Genomic DNA, 19410 nt, shown 5'->3' on the forward strand with positions numbered 1-19410 from the left:
AAAGCGGGCGTCGGCTTGAAACTCTTTGTAACATTGCTCGAATAGATGTGATCCTGATTTGAGCCGAGATCGGGCCTCAATGACCTTGCCCGTATCGGCCGAAAGATCGATCGCCTTGAGATCGACCCAGAAAGTATTCGACGTCAGAGCGGGGTCGAAGAAATGTCAGGCTCTTCAGCCCGGAGGGAAGGTAAACGTTGCGGATAACGCTGAATACGCTGGCGAGAGAGCGGTTCTGGTCTTCGAAGTTCGACATGGGATCGACGTAAAAGGAGGCACGGGCAAAGCGGGCCGCAACCGAGGGACATTTCAGCAACGAGGCGGCTGGCGCCACGGCAACACCTGCGGCAAGCAACAGGCATCTGTTAATCCGCGGTCTCCGCACCCATCGGAAGCTTCAGATTAGCGCCGCCTCAACTGCAAACAATAGAAAAACGGAGCGGTCGAATTGGTTGCTGCGATCGTGGCAACGTAAAAAGGCCGGGCAATACGACCCGGCCTTTCATCAAGATATTTCCGTCACTTTACTGCGGCAGCATGTCACTTTCGGTAAGCGCCCCTTGCCGCTGTTCAATGCCGGTGGTCGTCTGCAGCGCCAGTTCCTGATTGCCATCCTTCTGGTAGATGTCGTCGCGAAACTGGACAACACGGTCCTTGGCCGACCATGCGGTGATGTAGACGATATAGACAGGCACTTCCTGGGCGAGCTTGATCGGATTGTTCTGCCGGGTCGAGATGACGCGTTCAATCTCCTGACGCGACCAACCTGGCGTATCACGCAGCAGCCAGGTGATCATGTCGCGAACGTTCTGGACGCGCATGCAACCGGAGGATTCGAAACGCATCAGCTTGTTGAACAGGCCCTGCTGCGGCGTATCATGCAGATATTCGTTGTTCGGGTTATGGAAGTTGATCTTGGTCGAAGCCATGGCATTGATCTTGCCTGGATCCTGACGGAACATCAGGTTTGGTGCCTTGGGTGCGTTCCAGTCTACGGTTTCCGGCGCCACTTCCTGGCCACGACCGTCGAACAGTCGAATCTGGTTGCGGGTCAGGTAGGTCGGGTCCTTGCGCATCAACGGGACAATATCTTTCTCGACGATCGAGCGAGGTGCTGTCCAGTACGGATTGAGAATTACTTCATAGATCTTGGAGTTAATCGCATGGGTCGGACGGTCGATACGGCCAACAACGGCATTGGTGCGCAGGGCAACACGGTCGTTTTCTACGGCCTCTATATACATGGCGGGGATATTGACCATGAGATAACGCTGGCCGAGATCACCTGACATGGACTGAAGCCGCACGAGGTTGGTCTGCAACTGCATCAATCGCGTCTGTGCCGGAACGTTGAGCGCCTTCACAGTGAATTCGCCAAGTACACCATCTGCCGGGAGACCGTGCCGAGCCTGGAAACGTTTCACGGCGCCATCGACATAACTGTCGAAAGCCGTCGACATGCCTGCACCCTCGTCAAGGTCTCCGGAAATGGTGAGGCGCTGGCGAAGCTGCTGAACGCTCGAATCGGCGACGCCGAGCTGCAGGCGGGTCGACGGACGCACTTCCGGCCAGCCGCCGTTGGAAACGATCGACTGGTAGGTGTAAATTGCCTGCTGGATATTTGCAGGACCTTCGGTGCCCAGGATCGGGTTGTTCGAGACAACACCAACAGCAGTGCGCGAGCCCCGCGCATCGAACTGATCGTCCCAACTGCCGCGCCGCGGGGCATTGATGAGGGAATCAATCGGGCTCTGTGCAAGCGCCGGTGCGGCCAATGCCGCGGCACCTGCCGAAACAGCAGACCGCAGCAGCGCGCGGCGAGACAAAACTTCAAGTCCGATTTTCTTCGACATCATTCAATCCATCTGATCCCGGTCAACAGAACAGCGCTACAGGGATATGGTTAAAAAGGCGCAAAAGCCAAGCAGGTGCCCTTTTCGGCCCGCTCTGCCTCAATCGGCAAAGCCCCTTTTTACCGATTGCTCGAACATGCCCGGTCCCATAGCAATATGGCCAATTCGTGTCACCAGGCGAAGGGTCACAAGCCTGTGTTGCGCTGTGACTTTTCTGCCGTATCGCAAACGCAAAAAATCACCCATCGGTTGGGCGCATGTGGCAACTGGCTGGATCTTCGTTTGGCCAGGAAATTCGCTGTAGCCTGGAGGCACCCGACACAGGAGCATCAAGCGTGCGCGCCCATTTTACAGTCTTGCCCTTTTAATCGCTTTCCGCAAAACAGGCGACCATTGAAGAATCACCCTCGGCACGAGCAATCGCTCGAGCGAGCAATTTTCGCAACAAAGCGCCAGTTTCAAGCAAGGCGACAGCAATAAATTCTATGACTTATAAATATAGGGGTGGAGAAATTAAATGCAGTGGAAGCCGGTAAACACTCTCATTCCAAACAAGCTGGTCTTTCTATTGTTCGATCATCTTGAGAGCGCTCAGTGGGTCGGTTACGTCAACGAAGACGGTATTTGCGAATGGCCTGACAAAGTCCGCGGATATCGTCCGACAGGCTGGCAGGAAGTGATTGTGGACCTGACCCGCATCAAGGCCATCGGCGGCTGAACTCTCCACCATTTCCGGATATAAAACGAGCAAACCGGAGCGTAGGCCTTACGCTCCGGTTTGCTTTTGTGCGTTACCGCATGACTGGAGGCAATGGGGAACGCCAAGCCCTTAGTGGTTTAAAGGCAGATCGCGGTTCCGGTCCGATTACATCCGGTAAGCGATCGAGTCGTTCCAGAAACGATCCAGGCGCTGCAGCAGGCGGTTCATCTGTGAGAATTCGCCTTCGCCGATGCCGCCGACCTTTTCGATCGAGCCGATGTGGCGCTCGTAAAGCTTCGCGACGGTTTCGGCGATTTCTTGGCCAGCAGGCGTCAGGCTGATGCGAACCGAACGGCGGTCGATGCGCGAACGGGCGTGGTTGATGAAGCCCAGATCGACCAGCTTCTTGACGTTGTAGGAAACGTTGGAGCCGAGATAGTAGCCGCGGGAGCGGAGTTCACCGGCCGTCAGTTCGGAATTGCCGATGTTGAAGAGAAGAAGAGCCTGAACGGCGTTGACGTCGTCGCGACCCTGACGGTCGAACTCGTCCTTGATGACGTCGAGGAGACGGCGGTGGAGACGTTCCACCAGGTGCAGCGATTCCATGTAAAGTCCACGGATCGTGTCTTCGTGCGGATCTGCGACTGCCGGTGCCTGCGGCTTGAGCTTCGTGTTCATCATAACTGCCTCACTGTTTTGTTTGGCGGTGTGTTTGTTTGTTCCCGCCTTGAGACAGACCCTATCGAATGCGCATAAAATTCGACTTAAAACACTTGCTTAACAAAAGCCTACCGGCATTTTCGGATTTTGTCGGCACTGTGGCGAAGACCTTCCCCGCAGTTTTTCTGCCTATAAAAATCAATATCTTAGCTCGAAAAAATCACTAAAATTCGAGCTAAATGCCTTTAGGATCAAGGTGAATCAATCCTTACCTTCTCCTCTTTGCGCCTGCCTTCCAGCCATAATGCGAGACGAAATACGACATAAAGGCTGGCCACAAGGACGTTCAGAAGCGGGACAAGATGGTTCTCGCCAAAAATTTCGGGCCAGACGACATACATGAGAATTTGGATGATAGCCGCCATTGTCCACAGGACAGCGCCCCAAGGCACGGCAAGCCACAAACCAAGAGAAGCAACCGGGAAAAGAACAGCAAGAGCCGGAGCGGTAACTCGCCAAGGCAAGTCCAGCAGATCGAAGCGAGCCCTGCCTTCGAGCGAATACCCGACGAGCATCGCCCAATATTGCATGCCGAACCAGAAACAGGTGGCGGCAATCATCCTCATGAAGAAGACGAACAGGAGCTCAGTCAGCGTGCGCCGTGGCGTCGTGGGTGAATCAGGTTCCATGGACATCGATATATAGGCGCATCAGGCCAGCCGCCAGCCACACGCATGGCAGCAATGCTTGATCCTGACCATTCATAAACAACTTGTCGCATGCTAAGGACCGGCCAACAAAAATAATGGAGACACCGTCATGGATAAGACGCATCTCGTCGACGAGATCACCGGGCACCGCAGGATGCGGCGCAATCGCAAGGCGGACTGGGTCCGCCGCATGGTGCAGGAAAACCGGCTGACCGTCGACGATCTGATCTGGCCGATCTTCATCACTCACGGCACCGGCATTTCCGAGCCGCTGGCGGCCATGCCGGGCGTCAACCGGATGAGCGTCGACAAGGCGGTAGAAGCGGTGAAGGAAGCGGCTGATCTCGGCATTCCGGCAATCGCCCCGTTCCCGGACATCGAGATGGAACTGCGCGATCCGACCGGCTCGCATATCCTCGATGCCAACAACCTGATGAACCGGTTCATTCGCGAGACCAAGAAGGCCGTGCCTAATATTGGCCTGATCACTGATGTGGCGCTCGACCCGTTCACCAGCCACGGCCATGACGGTATTCTGCGCGAAGGCATCATCGTCAATGATGAGACCGTCGATCACGTGGTGAAGGCCGCCGTGATGCAGGCGGATGCGGGCTCCGACATCATCGCACCGTCGGAAATGATGGACGGCCGCATCGGCGCCATCCGCCGCGGCCTGGATGCGGCAGGCCATCAGGATGTCGGCATCATGTCCTATGCGACGAAGTTCTCGTCGGGCTTCTACGGTCCCTATCGTGAGGCAATCAATACCGGCGGCCTGCTGAAGGGCGACAAGAACAGCTATTACATCTCTCCGGCCAACGGCACCGAAGCCCTGCGCGACGCCGCACTCGACGTCGAGGAAGGTGCCGACATGATGATGATCAAGCCCGGCCTTCCCTATCTCGATATCTGTTGGCGCGTGAAGGAAGCCTTCGGCCTTCCGACCTATGCCTATCAGGTGTCCGGTGAATACGCGCAGATCAAGGCGGCTGCCATGAACGGCTGGATCGATGGCGACCGGGTGATGATGGAAACGCTTCTCTGTTTCAAGCGCGCAGGATGCGATGGTATCCTCACCTACTTCGCCGTCGACGTGGCCAAAAAGCTAGCCAAGGACTGAGACCGGGCATTTGCGCCGAGACTTGCTAAGGTTGCAACGTCTCCCCATATGATTGGGGAGAAACAGGAGACTGAGTATCAATGAGCCTCGACCCGAACCCGACCTATGCCGCACCGGAAGACTGGCGCGCCTATAGCGGCGTTCTTTCACGCCGGGTGTTCGCCTTCATTCTCGACTATCTGATTGTGCTGCTGCTCTGCATTCCAGCGGCGGTGATCGTCTTCTTTCTCGGCATCGTCACGCTCGGCCTCGGCTTTATGCTTTATCCGGCGCTGTTCGTCATCGTGGCGCTTCTTTATTTCGGCATGACGCTGGGCGGCCCGTCGCAAGCCTCGCCCGGCATGCGCGCCATGGGCATCACACTGATGCGGACCGATGGGAGGCGATTGGATTTCATGACGGCAATGGTCCACACGGTGCTGTTCTGGCTGATCAACTCGATCCTGACACCGCTTATCCTGCTTGTCGGCCTGTTCACCGAAAGGTCGCGGCTGGTACATGATATACTGCTCGGCACGGTCATCGTCAGGACATCCTGACCACTACTCCAGGTGCGGCCGGTTATCCGATTTTGGTGACTGGCCGCGCTTAAAACCAGGCCCCGAAAAGCGCATGGTTGACGTTTTCCATTTATGCGCCATGGTATGACATTTCTCACTCCATGACGGGATTGGCCATACCTCCATGAATACCCAGACAACGCCTTCCCCGCAGTTTTATCTGACGGCTCCGGCAGTTTGTCCTTATCTTCCGGGTGAAATGGAACGGAAGGTGTTTACCCACCTCGTCGGCCCCCGTGCAGCGGAAATGAATGACCTCCTGACGCAGGGTGGCTTCCGCCGATCACAGAACATCGCCTACCGACCAGCCTGCGAGGCCTGCCGCGCCTGTGTGTCGGTGCGCATACTTGCAGGTGAGTTCGAGCCGACGCGTTCGATGAAACGCGTCATTTCGGCAAATCGCGACCTAATCGCCACCGTTCAGCCGGCCCAACCGTCGACCGAGCAGTTCGCGCTGTTCCGACGCTATCTGGACGACCGCCACCAGCATGGCGGCATGTCGGACATGTCCGCCCTCGATTATGCGATCATGGTGGAAGACACGCATGTCAACACGCGGCTGATCGAATACCGGATCCGCGAGCCGGGATCCGGTCTCAGCAAACAGCCGCAGGGAGAATTGATTGCCGTCGCGCTCACCGACATGATGAGCGACGGGCTTTCGATGGTCTATTCCTTTTTCAACCCGAAATACGAGAAGCGATCGCTGGGGACGTTCATGATCCTCGATCACATCAACCGGGCGCGTTCGCTCGGCCTGCCGCATGTCTATCTCGGTTACTGGGTCAAGGGATCCCCCAAGATGGACTACAAAACCCGCTATCAGCCGCAGGAACAGTTGATGGCGCGCGGGTGGGAACGGTCTCTGCCTCCGGCAACAGATAGCGACGATTAGCGGCCGTCGATGAACAACCATCGACGCGGACTTGTTGTAACCATCACCGGAGGCATCGCGCTCTCTTTCGACGTGCCGCTGGTGCGGCTGGGCGGCGGAGAGCTCTGGCAGACACTGGCGCTACGCTCGCTTTCGACTTTCGCGCTGGGCGTTCTCATCTGGGCCCTGCTCTCCCGGCTTCAACCAAGCAATCCCGTCCTTCGCCCCGGAAAGGCAGGCCTGCTTGCCGGTATTTTCTACGGGTTTTCGACAATCACCTTCCTTGGCGCCGTCTTCAATACAACAACGGCGAATGTCGTCTTCATCGTCGCCTTCACACCGATGTTTGCCGCGCTGTTTGGCTGGCTGCTGCTCCGTGAAAGCCTTTCACGATCGACATGGATCACCATGATCGCGATGATCGTCGGGGTTGGGATCATCGTCTCCGGAGGCCTGTCCGGCGGCGATTTGCTTGGCAATATGCTCGCCTTGACAACTACGCTTCTGCTTGCAGGCGCGATAAGCATCGGGCGCAAGACGAAGGTCGATCTGGGACTGGTGCCGCTCGCCGCGACCATCATCCCCGCAATCGTCGGCCTGGCGATGATGCAGTCGGGCGGATTGACATCGGTCCCCTCCCCGTCGTGGGTTCTGCTCGACGGACTGGTGATGCTGCCCGTCGCCTTCTGGCGTCTCGCGACCGGCCCGAAATATCTCACCGGCGCTGAAGTCGGCATGTGCTACCTGCTTGAAACGGTCCTCGCGCCGATCTGGGTCTGGATGATCTTTGCCGAGGAAATGGAGGCAAGGACGATGCTGGGCGGAGCGATCCTGATCCTTTCTTTGATCGGCCACGCACTCTGGCAGATGCGGCGCGGCAACCAGCGCCTGGGTCTCTCCTGAGCTATTTGCCGGGCAGACGACCATTCGAAAGATCGGCAATTCCGAAGGCGTCATCATCCCAAAGAGATCCTTGATCGACTGGGCTTGAAGGCGGGAGATGAGGTCGGTATCCGTGAATAATCGGATCAAATGGTGCTGTAACCGATGGAAGGCGATTTCGCGCGACAGTTACGGATCAACGAATATCGTAGAGGTTGGCGTGCCTATCTGCCTTTATCGATGGGAACAAAAGGATCGCCATTGTTGCCGCGGGTGTGTTCCTGATGGACAACAGTTTCGCCATCGAAACTGTTGAAGCAACTCTGTTCTCCTTCGTTCTCTCACTCGCCGCCGGAGAGATAGACGAGAATGGCGCAACTCGCTTCCTTCGCGACCACTGCGTTCCCTACCCCGCGGAACCTCGGCCTTAGCCGAAACGATATCGCTCGCCCTGAAAACATGATATCGTCTCACTTCAATCCGTGGAGGGCGGCATGGGCGAGACAGTGACGATCCAGAGGATCGGGGACAGGTGCGGCATCATGTTGCCGCAGGAGCATCTTGATAAGCTAGGCTGGAAGGAAGGGGATCGCGTCGAGATCCGTTCCGATCAGGTTCATATCGAATTCACCGCACCGAATGGCGACGATAGCGAAGCCGCGAGATCCTTTTCGCTGGCGCATGGAACCGCGATGAGAAATTATCTCACGGCACTCAAGGAACTGGCCAGACACTAAAAGCGCCGCCCATCAGGAAGGATGAACGGCGCCAGATTTCAGTGACCTCACATCAGCCGGCGAATTTACCGCTGCGTGGAAAACCCTTGGGAACGGTACGTCCGGCCGAAGCGCGATCGCCCATCCATTCCAGAAGTTCTTCCTTGGTGCGATTGAACGCGCGGCCGGCGCTGTCTTCCCAGGAAAGACCGGCGTCCATGGCAAAGCATTTGATGTCGGAAACGCCGCCATCCTTGTAGCGCTGCAGGCGCACGCCCTTGCCGCGGGTCATTTCCGGCAGCTGCTCCAGCGGAAACACCACCATCTTGCGGTTCTCACCCACGATTGCGACATGATCGCCAGAAACCGGCACCACGAGCTTCGTCTCGTCGGGCATGCCAACATTCATCACCTGCTTGCCCTTGCGGGTATTGGCGACCATCTCGTTTTCGGCAACGACGAAGCCATAACCCGACGTCGAGGCGATGATCATCTTGCGGCTTGCATCGTGGACAAAGGCGGTCAGGATGTCCTGATCGTTTTCCATGTCGACAATGATGCGGATCGGCTCGCCATGGCCGCGGCCGCCGGGCAGCTTGTCGCCACCAAGCGTGTAGGCCTTGCCGCCGGTCGTGACGAGCAGAAGCTTGTCAGTCGTCTGGGCCGTAAACGCGATCTTCGGTCCGTCACCTTCCTTGAAGGTGAGACCCGACGTATCGGCCACATGCCCCTTGAGCGCCCTGATCCAGCCCTTCTGCGAGATGATGACGGTGATCGGCTCCTTCTCGATCATCGCCTGCTGGATGGCTTCGATGTCGGCTTCTGGCGCTTCGGCAAACTGGGTGCGGCGGCGGCCGAGTTCGGTCGCCTTGGCATAGGTCTTCTTGACGTCCTGGATCTCGACCTCGATCATCCGCCACTGCTTGTCGTCGGATGCGAGCAGTGCCTCGATGTCTGCCTTTTCCTTGGTGAGCTTGTCGTTCTCGGTGCGGATCTCGAATTCCTCGAGCTTGCGCAAATTGCGCAGCCGCATGTTGAGGATCGATTCCACCTGGAGATCGGTCAGAGACCAGCGCTCGACCATGACCGGCTTCGGCTCATCCTCTTCGCGGATGATGCGGATCACTTCGTCGATGTTGAGATAGGCGATCAGCAAGCCGCCCAAGATCTCCAAGCGCCGGTCGATCGCGGCCAGACGATGACGCGAGCGGCGAACGAGCACGTCCTTGCGATGCGCCAGCCATTCGATCAGCACCTCGTTCAGCGCCATGACCTTGGGCACGCGGCCCATCGACAGAACGTTCATGTTGAGCGGAATGCGGCTTTCAAGCTCGGTCAGCTTGAACATCGATTCCATCAGGAGCGTCGCATCGACGGTACGGCTCTTCGGCACGATGACGATGCGCACGTCTTCCGCCGATTCATCGCGGATATCGTCGAGCAGCGGCAGCTTGCGGGCGATCAGCAGTTCGGCGATCTTTTCGATCAGACGCGACTTCTGCACCTGATAGGGAATTTCGGTGACGACGATCTGGTAGCCGCCGCGGCCGAGATCTTCCACTTCCCACTTGGCGCGGACACGGAAACCGCCGCGGCCGGTCTTGTAGCTCTCGATGATCGATTCACGGCTGTCGATGATAATGCCGCCGGTCGGCAGGTCCGGACCGGGGACGAAATCGACCAGCTTCTCGACCGTCGCATCCGGATGCCGGATCAGGTGGAGTGCCGCGTCGCAAAGCTCGTGGGCGTTATGCGGCGGGATGGACGTCGCCATGCCGACAGCGATCCCGGTTGCGCCATTGGCGAGCAGGTTCGGAAAAGCGCCTGGAAGAACCGTCGGCTCCGAATTGCTTTCGTCATAGGTGTCGCGGAAATCGACGGCGTCCTGATCGATCCCTTCCAGCATGAGTTCGGCCACCGACGTCATCTTGCTTTCGGTGTAACGCATGGCGGCGGGGCTATCGCCGTCGATATTGCCGAAATTGCCCTGGCCGTTGACCAGCGGATAGCGCAGCGAGAAATCCTGCGCCAGGCGCGCCAGCGCGTCGTAGATCGACTGGTCGCCGTGCGGATGATAGTTACCCATCACTTCGCCGACAATCTTGGCGCATTTGCGGAAGGCGGTGTTCGGCCGGAGGCCCATCTCGCTCATCGCATAGACGATACGGCGATGGACCGGCTTCAGTCCGTCACGGACGTCCGGCAGCGCGCGGTGCATGATGGTGGACAGCGCATAGGCGAGATAGCGCTCTTCGAGCGCTGCCTTGAGGTCCACCGGTAAAATATTGTCGCCGCCGTCGTCGCCGGGCGGATTCACGATCTGTCCCATGGGCTTTGACTAGCTCAAAGCCCGGTTTTCAGCAACAAAGCCGGGGATATCAGCCTGTGGAGAAACTAACGCTTTGATAAGGGCGTCACAAAAATGGCTCAAGCCCTTCGTCACAAAGCGATGGACGTTTCATCCGCCAGACCTATAAATGCGATTGATTTCACGGGCAGTTTTCTGCCGCAGGAGGCTTTTCATGCGTTATTCTTCCACAATCAGGCTGCTTGCAGCCGGAACGACCCTCATTGCACTCGGCACACCTGCCCTGGCGCTCGATGGAAACGATCTGGTCAAGAAGCTCAACAGCGCTCTCTACATGCAGCAGGGCGAAGGCATCGTGCCGGGTTCCGTGGAGGTCAACGGTTCCAACGTCACGCTTCGCAACAGCCGTTTCGAAGCCGGCGCCAGCCAGGGCGGCCTGCCGCTCGGCACGATCGAGATGGAGGGCGTGGAAGAGGATGCCGGCGGTTACACGATCGAGACCGTGACATTCGAGAATGTCGACCTGCGACAGGACAAGACCGAGATCAGCGCCTCCGACATCGTCATGAGCGGCGTTACCGTGCCGGCGAACACGACCGGCAATTCTTTGGACTCGGTACTGCTCTACGACGAGGCGACGACCGGCCCGATGGCGATCAAGGTCGACGGCAAGAGCGTCGCATCGATCGGATCCTCAAAGCTGACCACCGACGTCTCGGACGACGACAAGAAAATCAGCTTCGATCTGCAGGTCGCGGACATCAAGGCTGATCTCGCCACGATCGACGATCCGGCGACGAAACAGACGATCTCCGATCTCGGCATCACGTCGCTCGACGGCAAGGTCAGCATGACCGGAAGCTGGGACCTGGAACCCGGCACGCTGGCAATCGAGGAATATGCGTTCGACTTCGCCAATATCGGCAGGCTCGACATGGCATTCAGCCTCTCCGGCTACACGCTCGATTTCGTTCGTTCCGCCAATGAGACGGCACGTGCGATGGAAGCCAATCCGAACAAGGAGCAGGCAGAACAGGCCGCCAACCTCGCAATGCTCGGTCTGATGCAGCGCCTGACCTTCAACAGCGCAATGATCAGCTTTGCGGATGACGGAATTACCGAAAAGGCACTGGATGTCGTCGGCAAGCAGCAGGGCACGAGCGGCGACCAGCTCGCCCAGATGATCAAGGCGATGACACCGATCGTGCTTGCCCAGTACAACATTCCGGAATTGCAGAACGCGCTCAGCCAGGCGGTCAACACCTACCTGGACAACCCCGGCAGCCTGACGATCACCGCCCAGCCGCCGAGCCCGGTTCCCTTCCCGATGATCCTCGGTGCCGGCATGGGCGCCCCGAACACACTGCCGCAGGTGCTTGGCGTGACGGTGAAGGCGAACGACTGATATCATCGCCTCGGAAATCGAAAAGCCCGGCAGGTGACTGCCGGGCTTTTTCCGTCAGTGCGCCGGAGATGGCGCGAGAGAGGCATGTTCCTTGTCGTGGAGAGCGAAGCGATCGATCATGCTGGCACTGGCCTCATTGGCTCCCCTCACCTCGACCTCGGCACCCCGGCGGCGGAATTTCAGGACGATCTGGTCGAGTGCATCGACCGCTGAAATATCCCAGAGATGAGCGCGGCTGACGTCGATCGCCACACGCTCGAGTTTCTCTTCAAAATCGAAGGCCTGAAGCAGGGAGTGGGTCGAGGCGAAGAAGATCTGTCCTTCGACTTCATAGATACGCGTGGCGTCCTCCAGCCTGGACGACACCTTGAACATACGCGCCACCTTGCCGGCGAAAAACACGCCCGACAGCAGCACGCCGACGATCACGCCCTTGGACAGATCATGGGTGAAAAGCACGACGGCAACTGTCGCCAGCATGACGATGGACGATGTACCGGGATGGCGCTTCAGATCGACGATCGACTTCCATGAGAAGGTGCCGATCGACACCATGATCATGATCGCCACCAGCGCCGCGACCGGCACGATGCGCAGGACATCATCAAGGACCAGAAGCAGGATCAGCAGGAAGGCACCGGCAACGAAGGTGGAGAGACGTCCGCGGCCGCCCGAAGAGACATTGATTACCGACTGACCGATCATTGCGCAGCCCCCCATGCCGCCGAACAGACCGGAGACGATATTGCCCGTGCCCTGCCCGACGCATTCGCGGCTCTTACTGCTGACCGTATCGGTCATATCGTCGACGATCTGCGCGGTCAGCAATGACTCCAGCAATCCGACCGCAGCAAGCGCCAGCGAATAGGGGAAGATGATCTGCAGCGTCTCGAATGTCAGCGGCACCATGGGAAGCGCAAAGACCGGCAAGGCGGTCGGCATTTCGCCGAGATCGGCAACTGTCCGGACATCGATGCCAAAACTCAACGTCACGATCGTCACGACGACGATAGCGACAAGCGGCGATGGCACGGCCTTGGTCAGATAGGGAAAGAGATAGATGACCGCCAGCGCCAGCGCGATCAGCGGATAGGTGACTGCGGGAACCCCGATCAGCTGCGGCAGCTGCGCTGTGAAGATGAGGACCGCCAGCGAATTGACGAAGCCTGTCATGACCGACTTGGAGACGAAGCGCATCAACCGGCCGAGCTTCAGCATGCCGGCGATGATCTGCAGCACGCCCATCAGGAGCGTTGCGGCAAACAGATATTCGATGCCGTGCTCCTTCACCAGCGGCCCCATAAGGACGGCCGTTGCTGCGGTTGCGGCGGAAATCATCGCAGGGCGACCGCCGGTAATGGCGGTGGTGCAGGCGATCGCTACGGAAGCGAAGAGACCGACCTTCGGGTCGACACCGGCAATCACGGAAAAACCGACAGCTTCCGGGATAAGGGCCAGAGCGACGACGACGCCGGAAAGGACATCGCCACGGATGTTGGAAAACCACTCGCGGCGGTAATTGGTCAAACTTGTCATGGAAAATCGCACACATTCGCGCATCGCCGCAGGAAATATCCGGGGTGTGAAAACGGCTGATGCTTTGCGTTGTCCGGCGGATCGGCGGCCGGAAGAGCCACCCGGGAGTTTCACCCGAGTCCTTGTGGTGTGTGCTGTTTAGACGCGGCTGCGAGAAGCAGCAACAAAAAATGACAAAGCCCGGAAGGCTTCAACCTTCCGGGCTTTGATTTCCGTTCAATCTGAAACGGTATTATCGATTTTACTCGAGAACCTGGATCACCGTGTGGGTCTGGGGATCGACGATCACACGTCGCTCATTGACGATGGTGTAACCGTAATTGTCATAGCCCTGAACCGGGCGAACTTCGACCGTATCGGGCAATACCCGCCCTACCAGTACATCGCCCTCGTAAGGCACGGATTCGATCGGCTGTTCCATTACATAGGTACGGACTTCACCGGGCAGCACGACCGTGGAATTGGTGGTCACCGGATCCTGGGTGATCACGGTGGTTTGGGCGAAAGCCACACCGGAAAAAGCCATCGAGGCCGCGGACACGGCCAGCAAGAACTTACGCATGTTGTTTCTCCCTTGCTTCTGCTGGCAGTAACAACCCGGTCGGGATGAGATGGTTCCGCATTTTTAACTGCCTTAATTGTGGCAGAAACTATGGCAAAACTGCAGCAATACATACGCTCCTGCCCGAACGAGTATTTCGAACAGTCTGAACTTCGCCGGAGACTTGGATACGGTCAGGCGGCGCGGCTGTCGAGACGCCGATCCATTTGCTGCTTGGGCGTCAGGCGGAACATGCCGACGAGTTCGCGCAGCCGCTGTGCCTCGGTCATCAGAAGCGCACTGGCAGCATTGTTTTCCTCGACCATCGCCGCGTTCTGCTGCGTGCCCTGATCGAGCAGATTGACGGCACTGTTGATCTCCCCCAGCCCAACCGACTGTTCCCGAGCGGAAACCGCTATCGCCTCGACCTGAACATTGATCGCCTCGATGCGGCTGCTGATACCGGTCAGTGCATCGCCGGTATCACGCACGGAACGGACACCATCCTTCACCTCGTCCGCCGAAATCTGAATGAGCTGCTTGATCTCGCGTGCGGCATCGGCCGAGCGGCTGGCGAGTGCCCGCACCTCCTGCGCCACGACTGCGAAGCCGCGACCTGCATCCCCTGCCCTTGCCGCCTCGACACCGGCGTTCAGCGCCAAGAGGTTGGTCTGGAAAGCAATTTCATCGATCACCCCGATGATACCGGAAATCCTTGCGGAGGATCCTTCGATACGCCGCATGGCTTGTAGCGCATCCGAGACGAGGCCCCGCGTATGCTCCGCCGCCTTGTTCGCCTCGCTTGCAAGGCCATGTGCCTCCTGCGAGCGGCGCGACGAATTGCCGACATTGGCGGTGATCTCATCCAGAGCCGCCGCGGTTTCCTCAAGCGAAGCCGCCTGCTGTTCCGTGCGGCGGGAAAGATCATCGGCACTGCCCGCGATTTCGCGGCTTCCGCCTTCTATCGATCCGCTCGCATGGGCGATCTCCGTCATCACATCCGCAAGGCGTGCCACGGTCTGGTTGAGGTCGCTGCGCAGCGCTTCGAAATCGGGAGCAAAAGGCTCGCAGAGTGTGAACGAAAGATCCCCCTCGGCCAGGCGTTGCAGACCACCAGCCAGACCGCGTGTCGCCTGTTGCAATATCCTGCGCGCCTCGGCTTCAGCTTCCTCGTGCATGCGCTTGCGTTCGTCCTCGGCATTTGCACGAGCCGCCGCGGCCTCCTGCTCAAGCCGCATGTTGGCAATCGCAGCCTCACGGAAGGTATCGAGTGCCCCAGCCATTGCACCGAATTCATTGCGACAGTGCAGTGCCGGGATGGTGATGTCCGTCTTGCCATTGGCCAGCCTGCGCATGGCTCCCGTCATGGCGACGACCGGGCCGGTGATGGAACGCCCGATCAGCCAGACGCCCGCGGTCAATGTGGCGATGGCGCCAAGAAGAAGTGCTGCGACGATGAAGAGATTGCGTTCCGCAACCAGCTCGTTCTCGGCCAGCGCTTCAGTCCGCTGCGTCTCATAAGCTGCTCGGACGGCTGCGACCTGCGGTTCGAGCGCCCGGTAGGCTTCAGACACATCAGCTTCCGACTTTGCTTCCTTCAAGCTGCCATCGGCATAGAGTTTGAAAGCCGTCCGATAAACTTCCAATGCATCCATGACGCGGCTGCGCTGCGCGCCCGGACGAAAGGCCTGCTTGACCAGAACGGTAAAGGTCTCCGCCTCTGCTGCATGCTTTTGGAGATAGCCAGCATCTCGACGCAGGATGAAATCCTTCTCGTGTCGCCGCATCATCAACATACTGGCGCGAATGGCTGCATCCTCGACAGACTGAAGGCGATCCTCGATCGAGTGCACGGCGGAGCGCATGGCACCCTCAAGGCCGTTATTCTGGTCTAGTCCGAGATCCTGATTGTCTTTTACCAGCGTCGCAAAGGCGGCCTCATAGGCCGCAAGCCCCTCACCCAACCGGTCAAGATTAGCAGTAAGCCCACCGGTCGCAGAAGACTTCAGTCTGCCGAGCCGGGCGTGAACGCCGGCAATCACCGACTGAAACTTCTCTACAGCCACGATGTCCTTGTTCAGCAGGAAATACTGCTCCCAAAGCAGGCTGTCGCTTACGCCCGCGGACATCATCGAAACTTCCGCCTGTCTTTCCGTCAGCGCATCCGCTGTCGCCCGATATCCCCTCTCGATCTGCCGTTGACCGAGAAAGATTGCCGAGATTGCGACGATACCGACCAAGGCGAGAATGGCGAGCAGCAGCACACGATGGGAAATGCGCAGATTAGAGAAAAAGGCCAAGTCAAAAAATCCCGTGGCAGATGAATATGCCCGGATAACTGCCTGTCAGGGTTTAAATAAGCCTCAATGGGAATGTTAAAATTCACAACCAGTTTTGCAATGCAGCAATGCAACTTCGCATTGCACAGCTATGCAAAACGGCGACCCGAGGGCCGCCGTTGAACTTGCTTGAAAATCGCCAGTTCTGGAGACTGAAATCAGTCCTTCTTCACCGGCGGGATCGGGCGGATTGCCAGCTCGCGCAGCTGCGTCGGGGTGGCTTCCGACGGGGCACCCATCAGGAGGTCCTGCGCCTGCTGGTTCATCGGGAACAGCGTGATTTCGCGCAGGTTCTTGGCACCGGTCAGGAGCATGACGACGCGGTCGACGCCGGCTGCCATGCCGCCATGCGGAGGTGCACCGTACTGGAAGGCGCGGTAGAGGCCGCCGAAGCGGTCTTCCACGTCCTGCTGCGACAGGCCGACCATTTCGAAGGCCTTGACCATGACTTCCGGCAGCTGGTTACGGATCGAGCCCGAGGCGATTTCGAAGCCGTTGCAGACCATGTCATACTGGTAAGCCTTGATCGTCAGCGGATCCTGGTTTTCCAGTGCTTCGAGACCGCCCTGCGGCATCGAGAACGGGTTATGGGCGAAGTCGATCTTCTTGTCTTCTTCGTTATATTCGAAGAATGGGAAGTCGACGATCCAGCACAGCGCGAACTGGTCCTTGTTGGAGAGGTTCAGTTCGTCGGCGGCGCGGTTACGGGCTTCGCCTGCGAACTTGTAGAACTTCTCCGGTTCGCCGGCGACGAAGAAGCAGGCATCGCCCGCTTCCAGACCGAGCTGTGCTGCAATAGCTGCCGTGCGCTCTTCGCCGATGTTCTTGGCGAGCGGACCGGAGCCGACAACCTTGCCTTCTTCTTCCTTCCAGAAGATGTAGCCGAGGCCTGGCTGGCCCTGCTGCTGCGCCCAGGCGTTCATGCGGTCGCAGAATGCACGGGAGCCGCCGGTCTTTGCCGGGATTGCCCAGACTTCAACCTTCGGGTTCGAAGCGATCATGCCGGCGAAGACCTTGAAGCCGGAACCGGCGAAATGCTCGGTAACCGCTTCCATCTCGATCGGGTTGCGCAGGTCCGGCTTGTCGGAACCGTATTTGCGGATCGCGACGTCATACGGGATGCGCGGGAATTCCTTGGTGACCGGTTTGCCTTCGGCAAACTCTTCGAAGATGCCGCGCATGACCGGCTCCATCGTTTCCCAGACTTCTTCCTGGGTGACGAAGCTCATTTCGAGGTCGAGCTGGTAGAATTCGCCCGGCAGGCGGTCAGCACGCGGGTCTTCGTCGCGGAAGCACGGTGCAATCTGGAAGTAGCGGTCGAAACCGGCAACCATCATCAACTGCTTGTACTGCTGCGGCGCCTGCGGCAGGGCGAAGAACTTGCCGGGGTGGATACGCGACGGCACGAGGAAGTCGCGTGCGCCTTCCGGCGAGGATGCGGTCAGGATCGGCGTGGAATATTCGGTGAAGCCACCGATCGTCATTTCGCGGCGCATGGCGGCGATGATCTGGGTGCGCTTGACGATGTTTTTGTGCAGCGTTTCGCGGCGAAGGTCGAGGAAGCGATACTTCAGGCGCACGTCTTCCGGATATTCCGGCTCACCGAAGACCGGCAGCGGCAGTTCCTTGGCAGCCGACAGAACCTCGATTTCCTTGGCGTAGAGTTCGATCTCGCCCGTCGCCATGTTCTTGTTGACGGTGTCTTCCGAACGAGCCTTGACGGTGCCGTCGATACGGATGACCCACTCGCCGCGCACGACTTCAGCCGTCTTGAAGGCCGGGCTGTCCGGGTCGCAGACGACCTGGGTCATGCCATAATGGTCGCGAAGGTCGACGAAGAGAACGCCGCCATGATCTCGCACACGATGGACCCAGCCGGAAATGCGGACATTGGAGCCGACATCCGACTTGCGGAGGGCTGCACAGGTGTGGCTGCGGTAACGATGCATGTCTTTTATCCTGGACTGATGCTTGAACGACCTTTTACGGCATGCGAAGCAGCCCGGTCGAAATCATGGAAAATCGGCGCGAAAAGCGCATGGGTAGGCCGATTTGTCAAGGTTGCAATGCTTCGACAGGGCCGCTTAGCACATGATAGTGGGCATCTGCCGGCCTCTTTGCCGCCAAGGGGCTGCGTGCTTATGTCCCTTCGTCACCTCTTCAATATCGAGGCCGGCAATGCGATTATAGATCCATGGTCAAGTTTGCCCGCGTCATGCTGATGGTTCTGGCCGCGCTTTTTCTGGCGCGCGGACCTGTTGCCTATGGCGCGCAGCCGGCACCGGGTCATGTCCATCTCAGCCATGCAGAACTGGCCATGCATCGTGGGCATACGCCGATGGACGGCCCTCAAGCCGGGACACAGTGCTCGAAGGCCGGATGCGCCCTTGCAGCCTGCCAGGTGCTGTCGGTCACGGCCGCGATCCTTCCAGATAGCCAGATTGCCGTTCCGGTATTTCTTGCACCTGCCTACCCCCATACTGACGACGCGGCCTTCTCGTCCCTGCGTAACGGACCTCCCCCACCTCCTCCAAAATCTCCGATCGATCACGTGCAGGCGGCCTGACCGCCCGAACCGAAACACTCGTTCGCCGATCCCAAGGAGATTATCGTGAACAGACAGACATTTGCGGCGAGATCGCTCGCCTTCGCACTGATGAGTGCTGCGTCCTTTATTGCCACCGGCGCCATGGCCGCGGAAATGGTGGTTTACAAAAGCCCCTATTGCGGCTGCTGCGAAGCATGGGCCGAAGCGCTTACCTCATCCGGCATCGCGCTTCGCATGGAAAATGTCGAGGATATGGACGCATTAAAGGCCGGGTACAAAGTACCGGAGGACGCCTGGAGCTGCCATACGGCGGTAGCAGGCGGCTATGTGTTCGAAGGCCATGTACCACTCGAAGCAGTCAACCGCGTGCTGGCCGAGCGTCCCGACATTGCCGGCATCGCCGTTCCCGGCATGCCGAGTGGCTCGCTGGGAATGGGCGAGGACCCGTCGGCATCCTATGACGTGATTGCGTTTAACAAGGATGGCGGCCAGTCGGTCTATATGGAAATCAGGCCGTAATTACCGCCTTCGAACCTTGGTCCTCCCGCGGCCACCACCCGCTCCCGCCTGCTTTAAAGAGGCCAAGGGCGGGTGGCATTGTTTCCCAACCACCATTTCCGAGGCGGCGAAGTTTTTCGCATCATGCGCCCTGCTTTAG

At 58.5% G+C, this 19410-nt stretch carries 17 protein-coding genes and 1 other annotated feature; of the genes, 9 read left to right on the forward strand and 8 right to left on the reverse strand.

Going from position 1 to position 19410, the window contains the following annotated elements; translation table 11 throughout:
- Positions 1-524: 524 nt before the first annotated feature.
- Complete coding sequence (locus GGE33_RS20265; RefSeq protein WP_148145337.1) at positions 525-1853, reverse strand: L,D-transpeptidase family protein; 1329 nt, start codon at positions 1851-1853, stop codon at positions 525-527.
- Between the two features lie 517 nt (positions 1854-2370).
- Between GGE33_RS20265 and GGE33_RS20270 the strand changes: the two genes are divergently transcribed.
- Entirely contained in the window at positions 2371-2571 is a 201-nt protein-coding gene (locus tag GGE33_RS20270; protein ID WP_148145338.1) for a hypothetical protein, read from the forward strand.
- A gap of 147 nt (positions 2572-2718) precedes the next feature.
- Here the strand turns inward: GGE33_RS20270 and ldtR are convergent, their stop codons facing one another.
- Both ldtR and GGE33_RS20280 read right to left on the reverse strand, forming a co-directional pair.
- Entirely contained in the window at positions 2719-3231 is a 513-nt protein-coding gene (ldtR, locus tag GGE33_RS20275) for a transcriptional regulator LdtR (RefSeq protein WP_148145573.1), read from the reverse strand.
- A gap of 233 nt (positions 3232-3464) precedes the next feature.
- Positions 3465-3908, reverse strand: coding sequence for a DUF6163 family protein (locus tag GGE33_RS20280; protein ID WP_246436298.1), 444 nt, complete (start codon positions 3906-3908; stop codon positions 3465-3467).
- Positions 3909-4032: 124 nt separating this feature from the next.
- On the opposite strand from GGE33_RS20280, the gene hemB reads away from it, so the two are divergent.
- The 5 genes from hemB (at position 4033) to GGE33_RS20305 (ending at position 8096) form a co-directional block, all read left to right on the forward strand.
- Positions 4033-5043 (forward strand): porphobilinogen synthase, encoded by a 1011-nt coding sequence (hemB, locus tag GGE33_RS20285; protein WP_183827144.1) that lies wholly within the window; start codon positions 4033-4035, stop codon positions 5041-5043.
- An 80-nt stretch (positions 5044-5123) separates the two neighbouring features.
- Entirely contained in the window at positions 5124-5582 is a 459-nt protein-coding gene (locus GGE33_RS20290) for an RDD family protein (protein WP_183827147.1), read from the forward strand.
- Between the two features lie 145 nt (positions 5583-5727).
- Positions 5728-6498, forward strand: coding sequence for an arginyltransferase (locus tag GGE33_RS20295; RefSeq protein ID WP_183827150.1), 771 nt, complete (start codon positions 5728-5730; stop codon positions 6496-6498).
- Between the two features lie 9 nt (positions 6499-6507).
- On the forward strand, positions 6508-7380 hold the full coding sequence (locus GGE33_RS20300; RefSeq protein WP_183827153.1) for a DMT family transporter: 873 nt from the start codon (positions 6508-6510) through the stop codon (positions 7378-7380).
- Positions 7381-7853: 473 nt separating this feature from the next.
- Complete coding sequence (locus tag GGE33_RS20305) at positions 7854-8096, forward strand: AbrB/MazE/SpoVT family DNA-binding domain-containing protein (RefSeq protein WP_183827156.1); 243 nt, start codon at positions 7854-7856, stop codon at positions 8094-8096.
- 52 nt (positions 8097-8148) lie between these two features.
- On the opposite strand, the gene parC is transcribed toward GGE33_RS20305, so the two are convergent.
- A complete protein-coding gene (gene parC, locus GGE33_RS20310; RefSeq protein WP_183827159.1) occupies positions 8149-10404 on the reverse strand; it encodes a DNA topoisomerase IV subunit A in 2256 nt (751 codons plus the stop codon).
- 193 nt (positions 10405-10597) lie between these two features.
- Here parC and GGE33_RS20315 point away from each other — a divergent pair, with 193 nt between their 5' ends.
- The gene (locus GGE33_RS20315; RefSeq protein WP_183827162.1) at positions 10598-11788 is read left to right on the forward strand and encodes a hypothetical protein; all 1191 of its coding nucleotides are present in this window, start codon (positions 10598-10600) and stop codon (positions 11786-11788) included.
- A 54-nt stretch (positions 11789-11842) separates the two neighbouring features.
- Here the strand turns inward: GGE33_RS20315 and GGE33_RS20320 are convergent, their stop codons facing one another.
- The 4 genes from GGE33_RS20320 to aspS form a co-directional block, all read right to left on the reverse strand.
- Complete coding sequence (locus GGE33_RS20320) at positions 11843-13324, reverse strand: SulP family inorganic anion transporter (RefSeq protein WP_210303803.1); 1482 nt, start codon at positions 13322-13324, stop codon at positions 11843-11845.
- Between the two features lie 67 nt (positions 13325-13391).
- Positions 13392-13449 (reverse strand) — a sequence feature (sul1 is cis-regulatory element that is thought to sense ions involved in sulfur or methionine metabolism; They are found in Alphaproteobacteria).
- 116 nt (positions 13450-13565) lie between these two features.
- On the reverse strand, positions 13566-13886 hold the full coding sequence (locus tag GGE33_RS20325; protein ID WP_148145350.1) for a DUF1236 domain-containing protein: 321 nt from the start codon (positions 13884-13886) through the stop codon (positions 13566-13568).
- Between the two features lie 173 nt (positions 13887-14059).
- Entirely contained in the window at positions 14060-16165 is a 2106-nt protein-coding gene (locus tag GGE33_RS20330; protein ID WP_246436301.1) for a methyl-accepting chemotaxis protein, read from the reverse strand.
- 197 nt (positions 16166-16362) lie between these two features.
- Complete coding sequence (gene aspS / locus GGE33_RS20335; protein ID WP_183827168.1) at positions 16363-18153, reverse strand: aspartate--tRNA ligase; 1791 nt, start codon at positions 18151-18153, stop codon at positions 16363-16365.
- Positions 18154-18398: 245 nt separating this feature from the next.
- Between aspS and GGE33_RS20340 the strand changes: the two genes are divergently transcribed.
- Both GGE33_RS20340 and GGE33_RS20345 read left to right on the forward strand, forming a co-directional pair.
- On the forward strand, positions 18399-18770 hold the full coding sequence (locus tag GGE33_RS20340) for a hypothetical protein (protein ID WP_183827171.1): 372 nt from the start codon (positions 18399-18401) through the stop codon (positions 18768-18770).
- A gap of 45 nt (positions 18771-18815) precedes the next feature.
- Positions 18816-19271 (forward strand): DUF411 domain-containing protein, encoded by a 456-nt coding sequence (locus tag GGE33_RS20345; protein ID WP_394353678.1) that lies wholly within the window; start codon positions 18816-18818, stop codon positions 19269-19271.
- Positions 19272-19410: the final 139 nt, after the last annotated feature.

Source organism: Aliirhizobium cellulosilyticum (genome assembly GCF_014198105.1).
GTDB lineage: Bacteria > Pseudomonadota > Alphaproteobacteria > Rhizobiales > Rhizobiaceae > Neorhizobium > Neorhizobium cellulosilyticum.

Coding starts and splice junctions, on each gene's coding strand:
- GGE33_RS20340 (WP_183827171.1), top strand. CDS start 18,399: ATGGTCAAGTTTGCCCGCGTCATGCTGATGGTTCTGGCCGCGCTTTTT.
- GGE33_RS20295 (WP_183827150.1), top strand. CDS start 5,728: ATGAATACCCAGACAACGCCTTCCCCGCAGTTTTATCTGACGGCTCCG.
- GGE33_RS20270 (WP_148145338.1), top strand. CDS start 2,371: ATGCAGTGGAAGCCGGTAAACACTCTCATTCCAAACAAGCTGGTCTTT.
- aspS (WP_183827168.1), bottom strand. CDS start 18,153: ATGCATCGTTACCGCAGCCACACCTGTGCAGCCCTCCGCAAGTCGGAT.
- GGE33_RS20320 (WP_210303803.1), bottom strand. CDS start 13,324: ATGACAAGTTTGACCAATTACCGCCGCGAGTGGTTTTCCAACATCCGT.
- GGE33_RS20265 (WP_148145337.1), bottom strand. CDS start 1,853: ATGTCGAAGAAAATCGGACTTGAAGTTTTGTCTCGCCGCGCGCTGCTG.
- GGE33_RS20300 (WP_183827153.1), top strand. CDS start 6,508: ATGAACAACCATCGACGCGGACTTGTTGTAACCATCACCGGAGGCATC.
- ldtR (WP_148145573.1), bottom strand. CDS start 3,231: ATGAACACGAAGCTCAAGCCGCAGGCACCGGCAGTCGCAGATCCGCAC.
- parC (WP_183827159.1), bottom strand. CDS start 10,404: ATGGGACAGATCGTGAATCCGCCCGGCGACGACGGCGGCGACAATATT.
- GGE33_RS20290 (WP_183827147.1), top strand. CDS start 5,124: ATGAGCCTCGACCCGAACCCGACCTATGCCGCACCGGAAGACTGGCGC.
- GGE33_RS20280 (WP_246436298.1), bottom strand. CDS start 3,908: ATGTCCATGGAACCTGATTCACCCACGACGCCACGGCGCACGCTGACT.
- GGE33_RS20325 (WP_148145350.1), bottom strand. CDS start 13,886: ATGCGTAAGTTCTTGCTGGCCGTGTCCGCGGCCTCGATGGCTTTTTCC.
- GGE33_RS20315 (WP_183827162.1), top strand. CDS start 10,598: ATGCGTTATTCTTCCACAATCAGGCTGCTTGCAGCCGGAACGACCCTC.
- hemB (WP_183827144.1), top strand. CDS start 4,033: ATGGATAAGACGCATCTCGTCGACGAGATCACCGGGCACCGCAGGATG.
- GGE33_RS20305 (WP_183827156.1), top strand. CDS start 7,854: ATGGGCGAGACAGTGACGATCCAGAGGATCGGGGACAGGTGCGGCATC.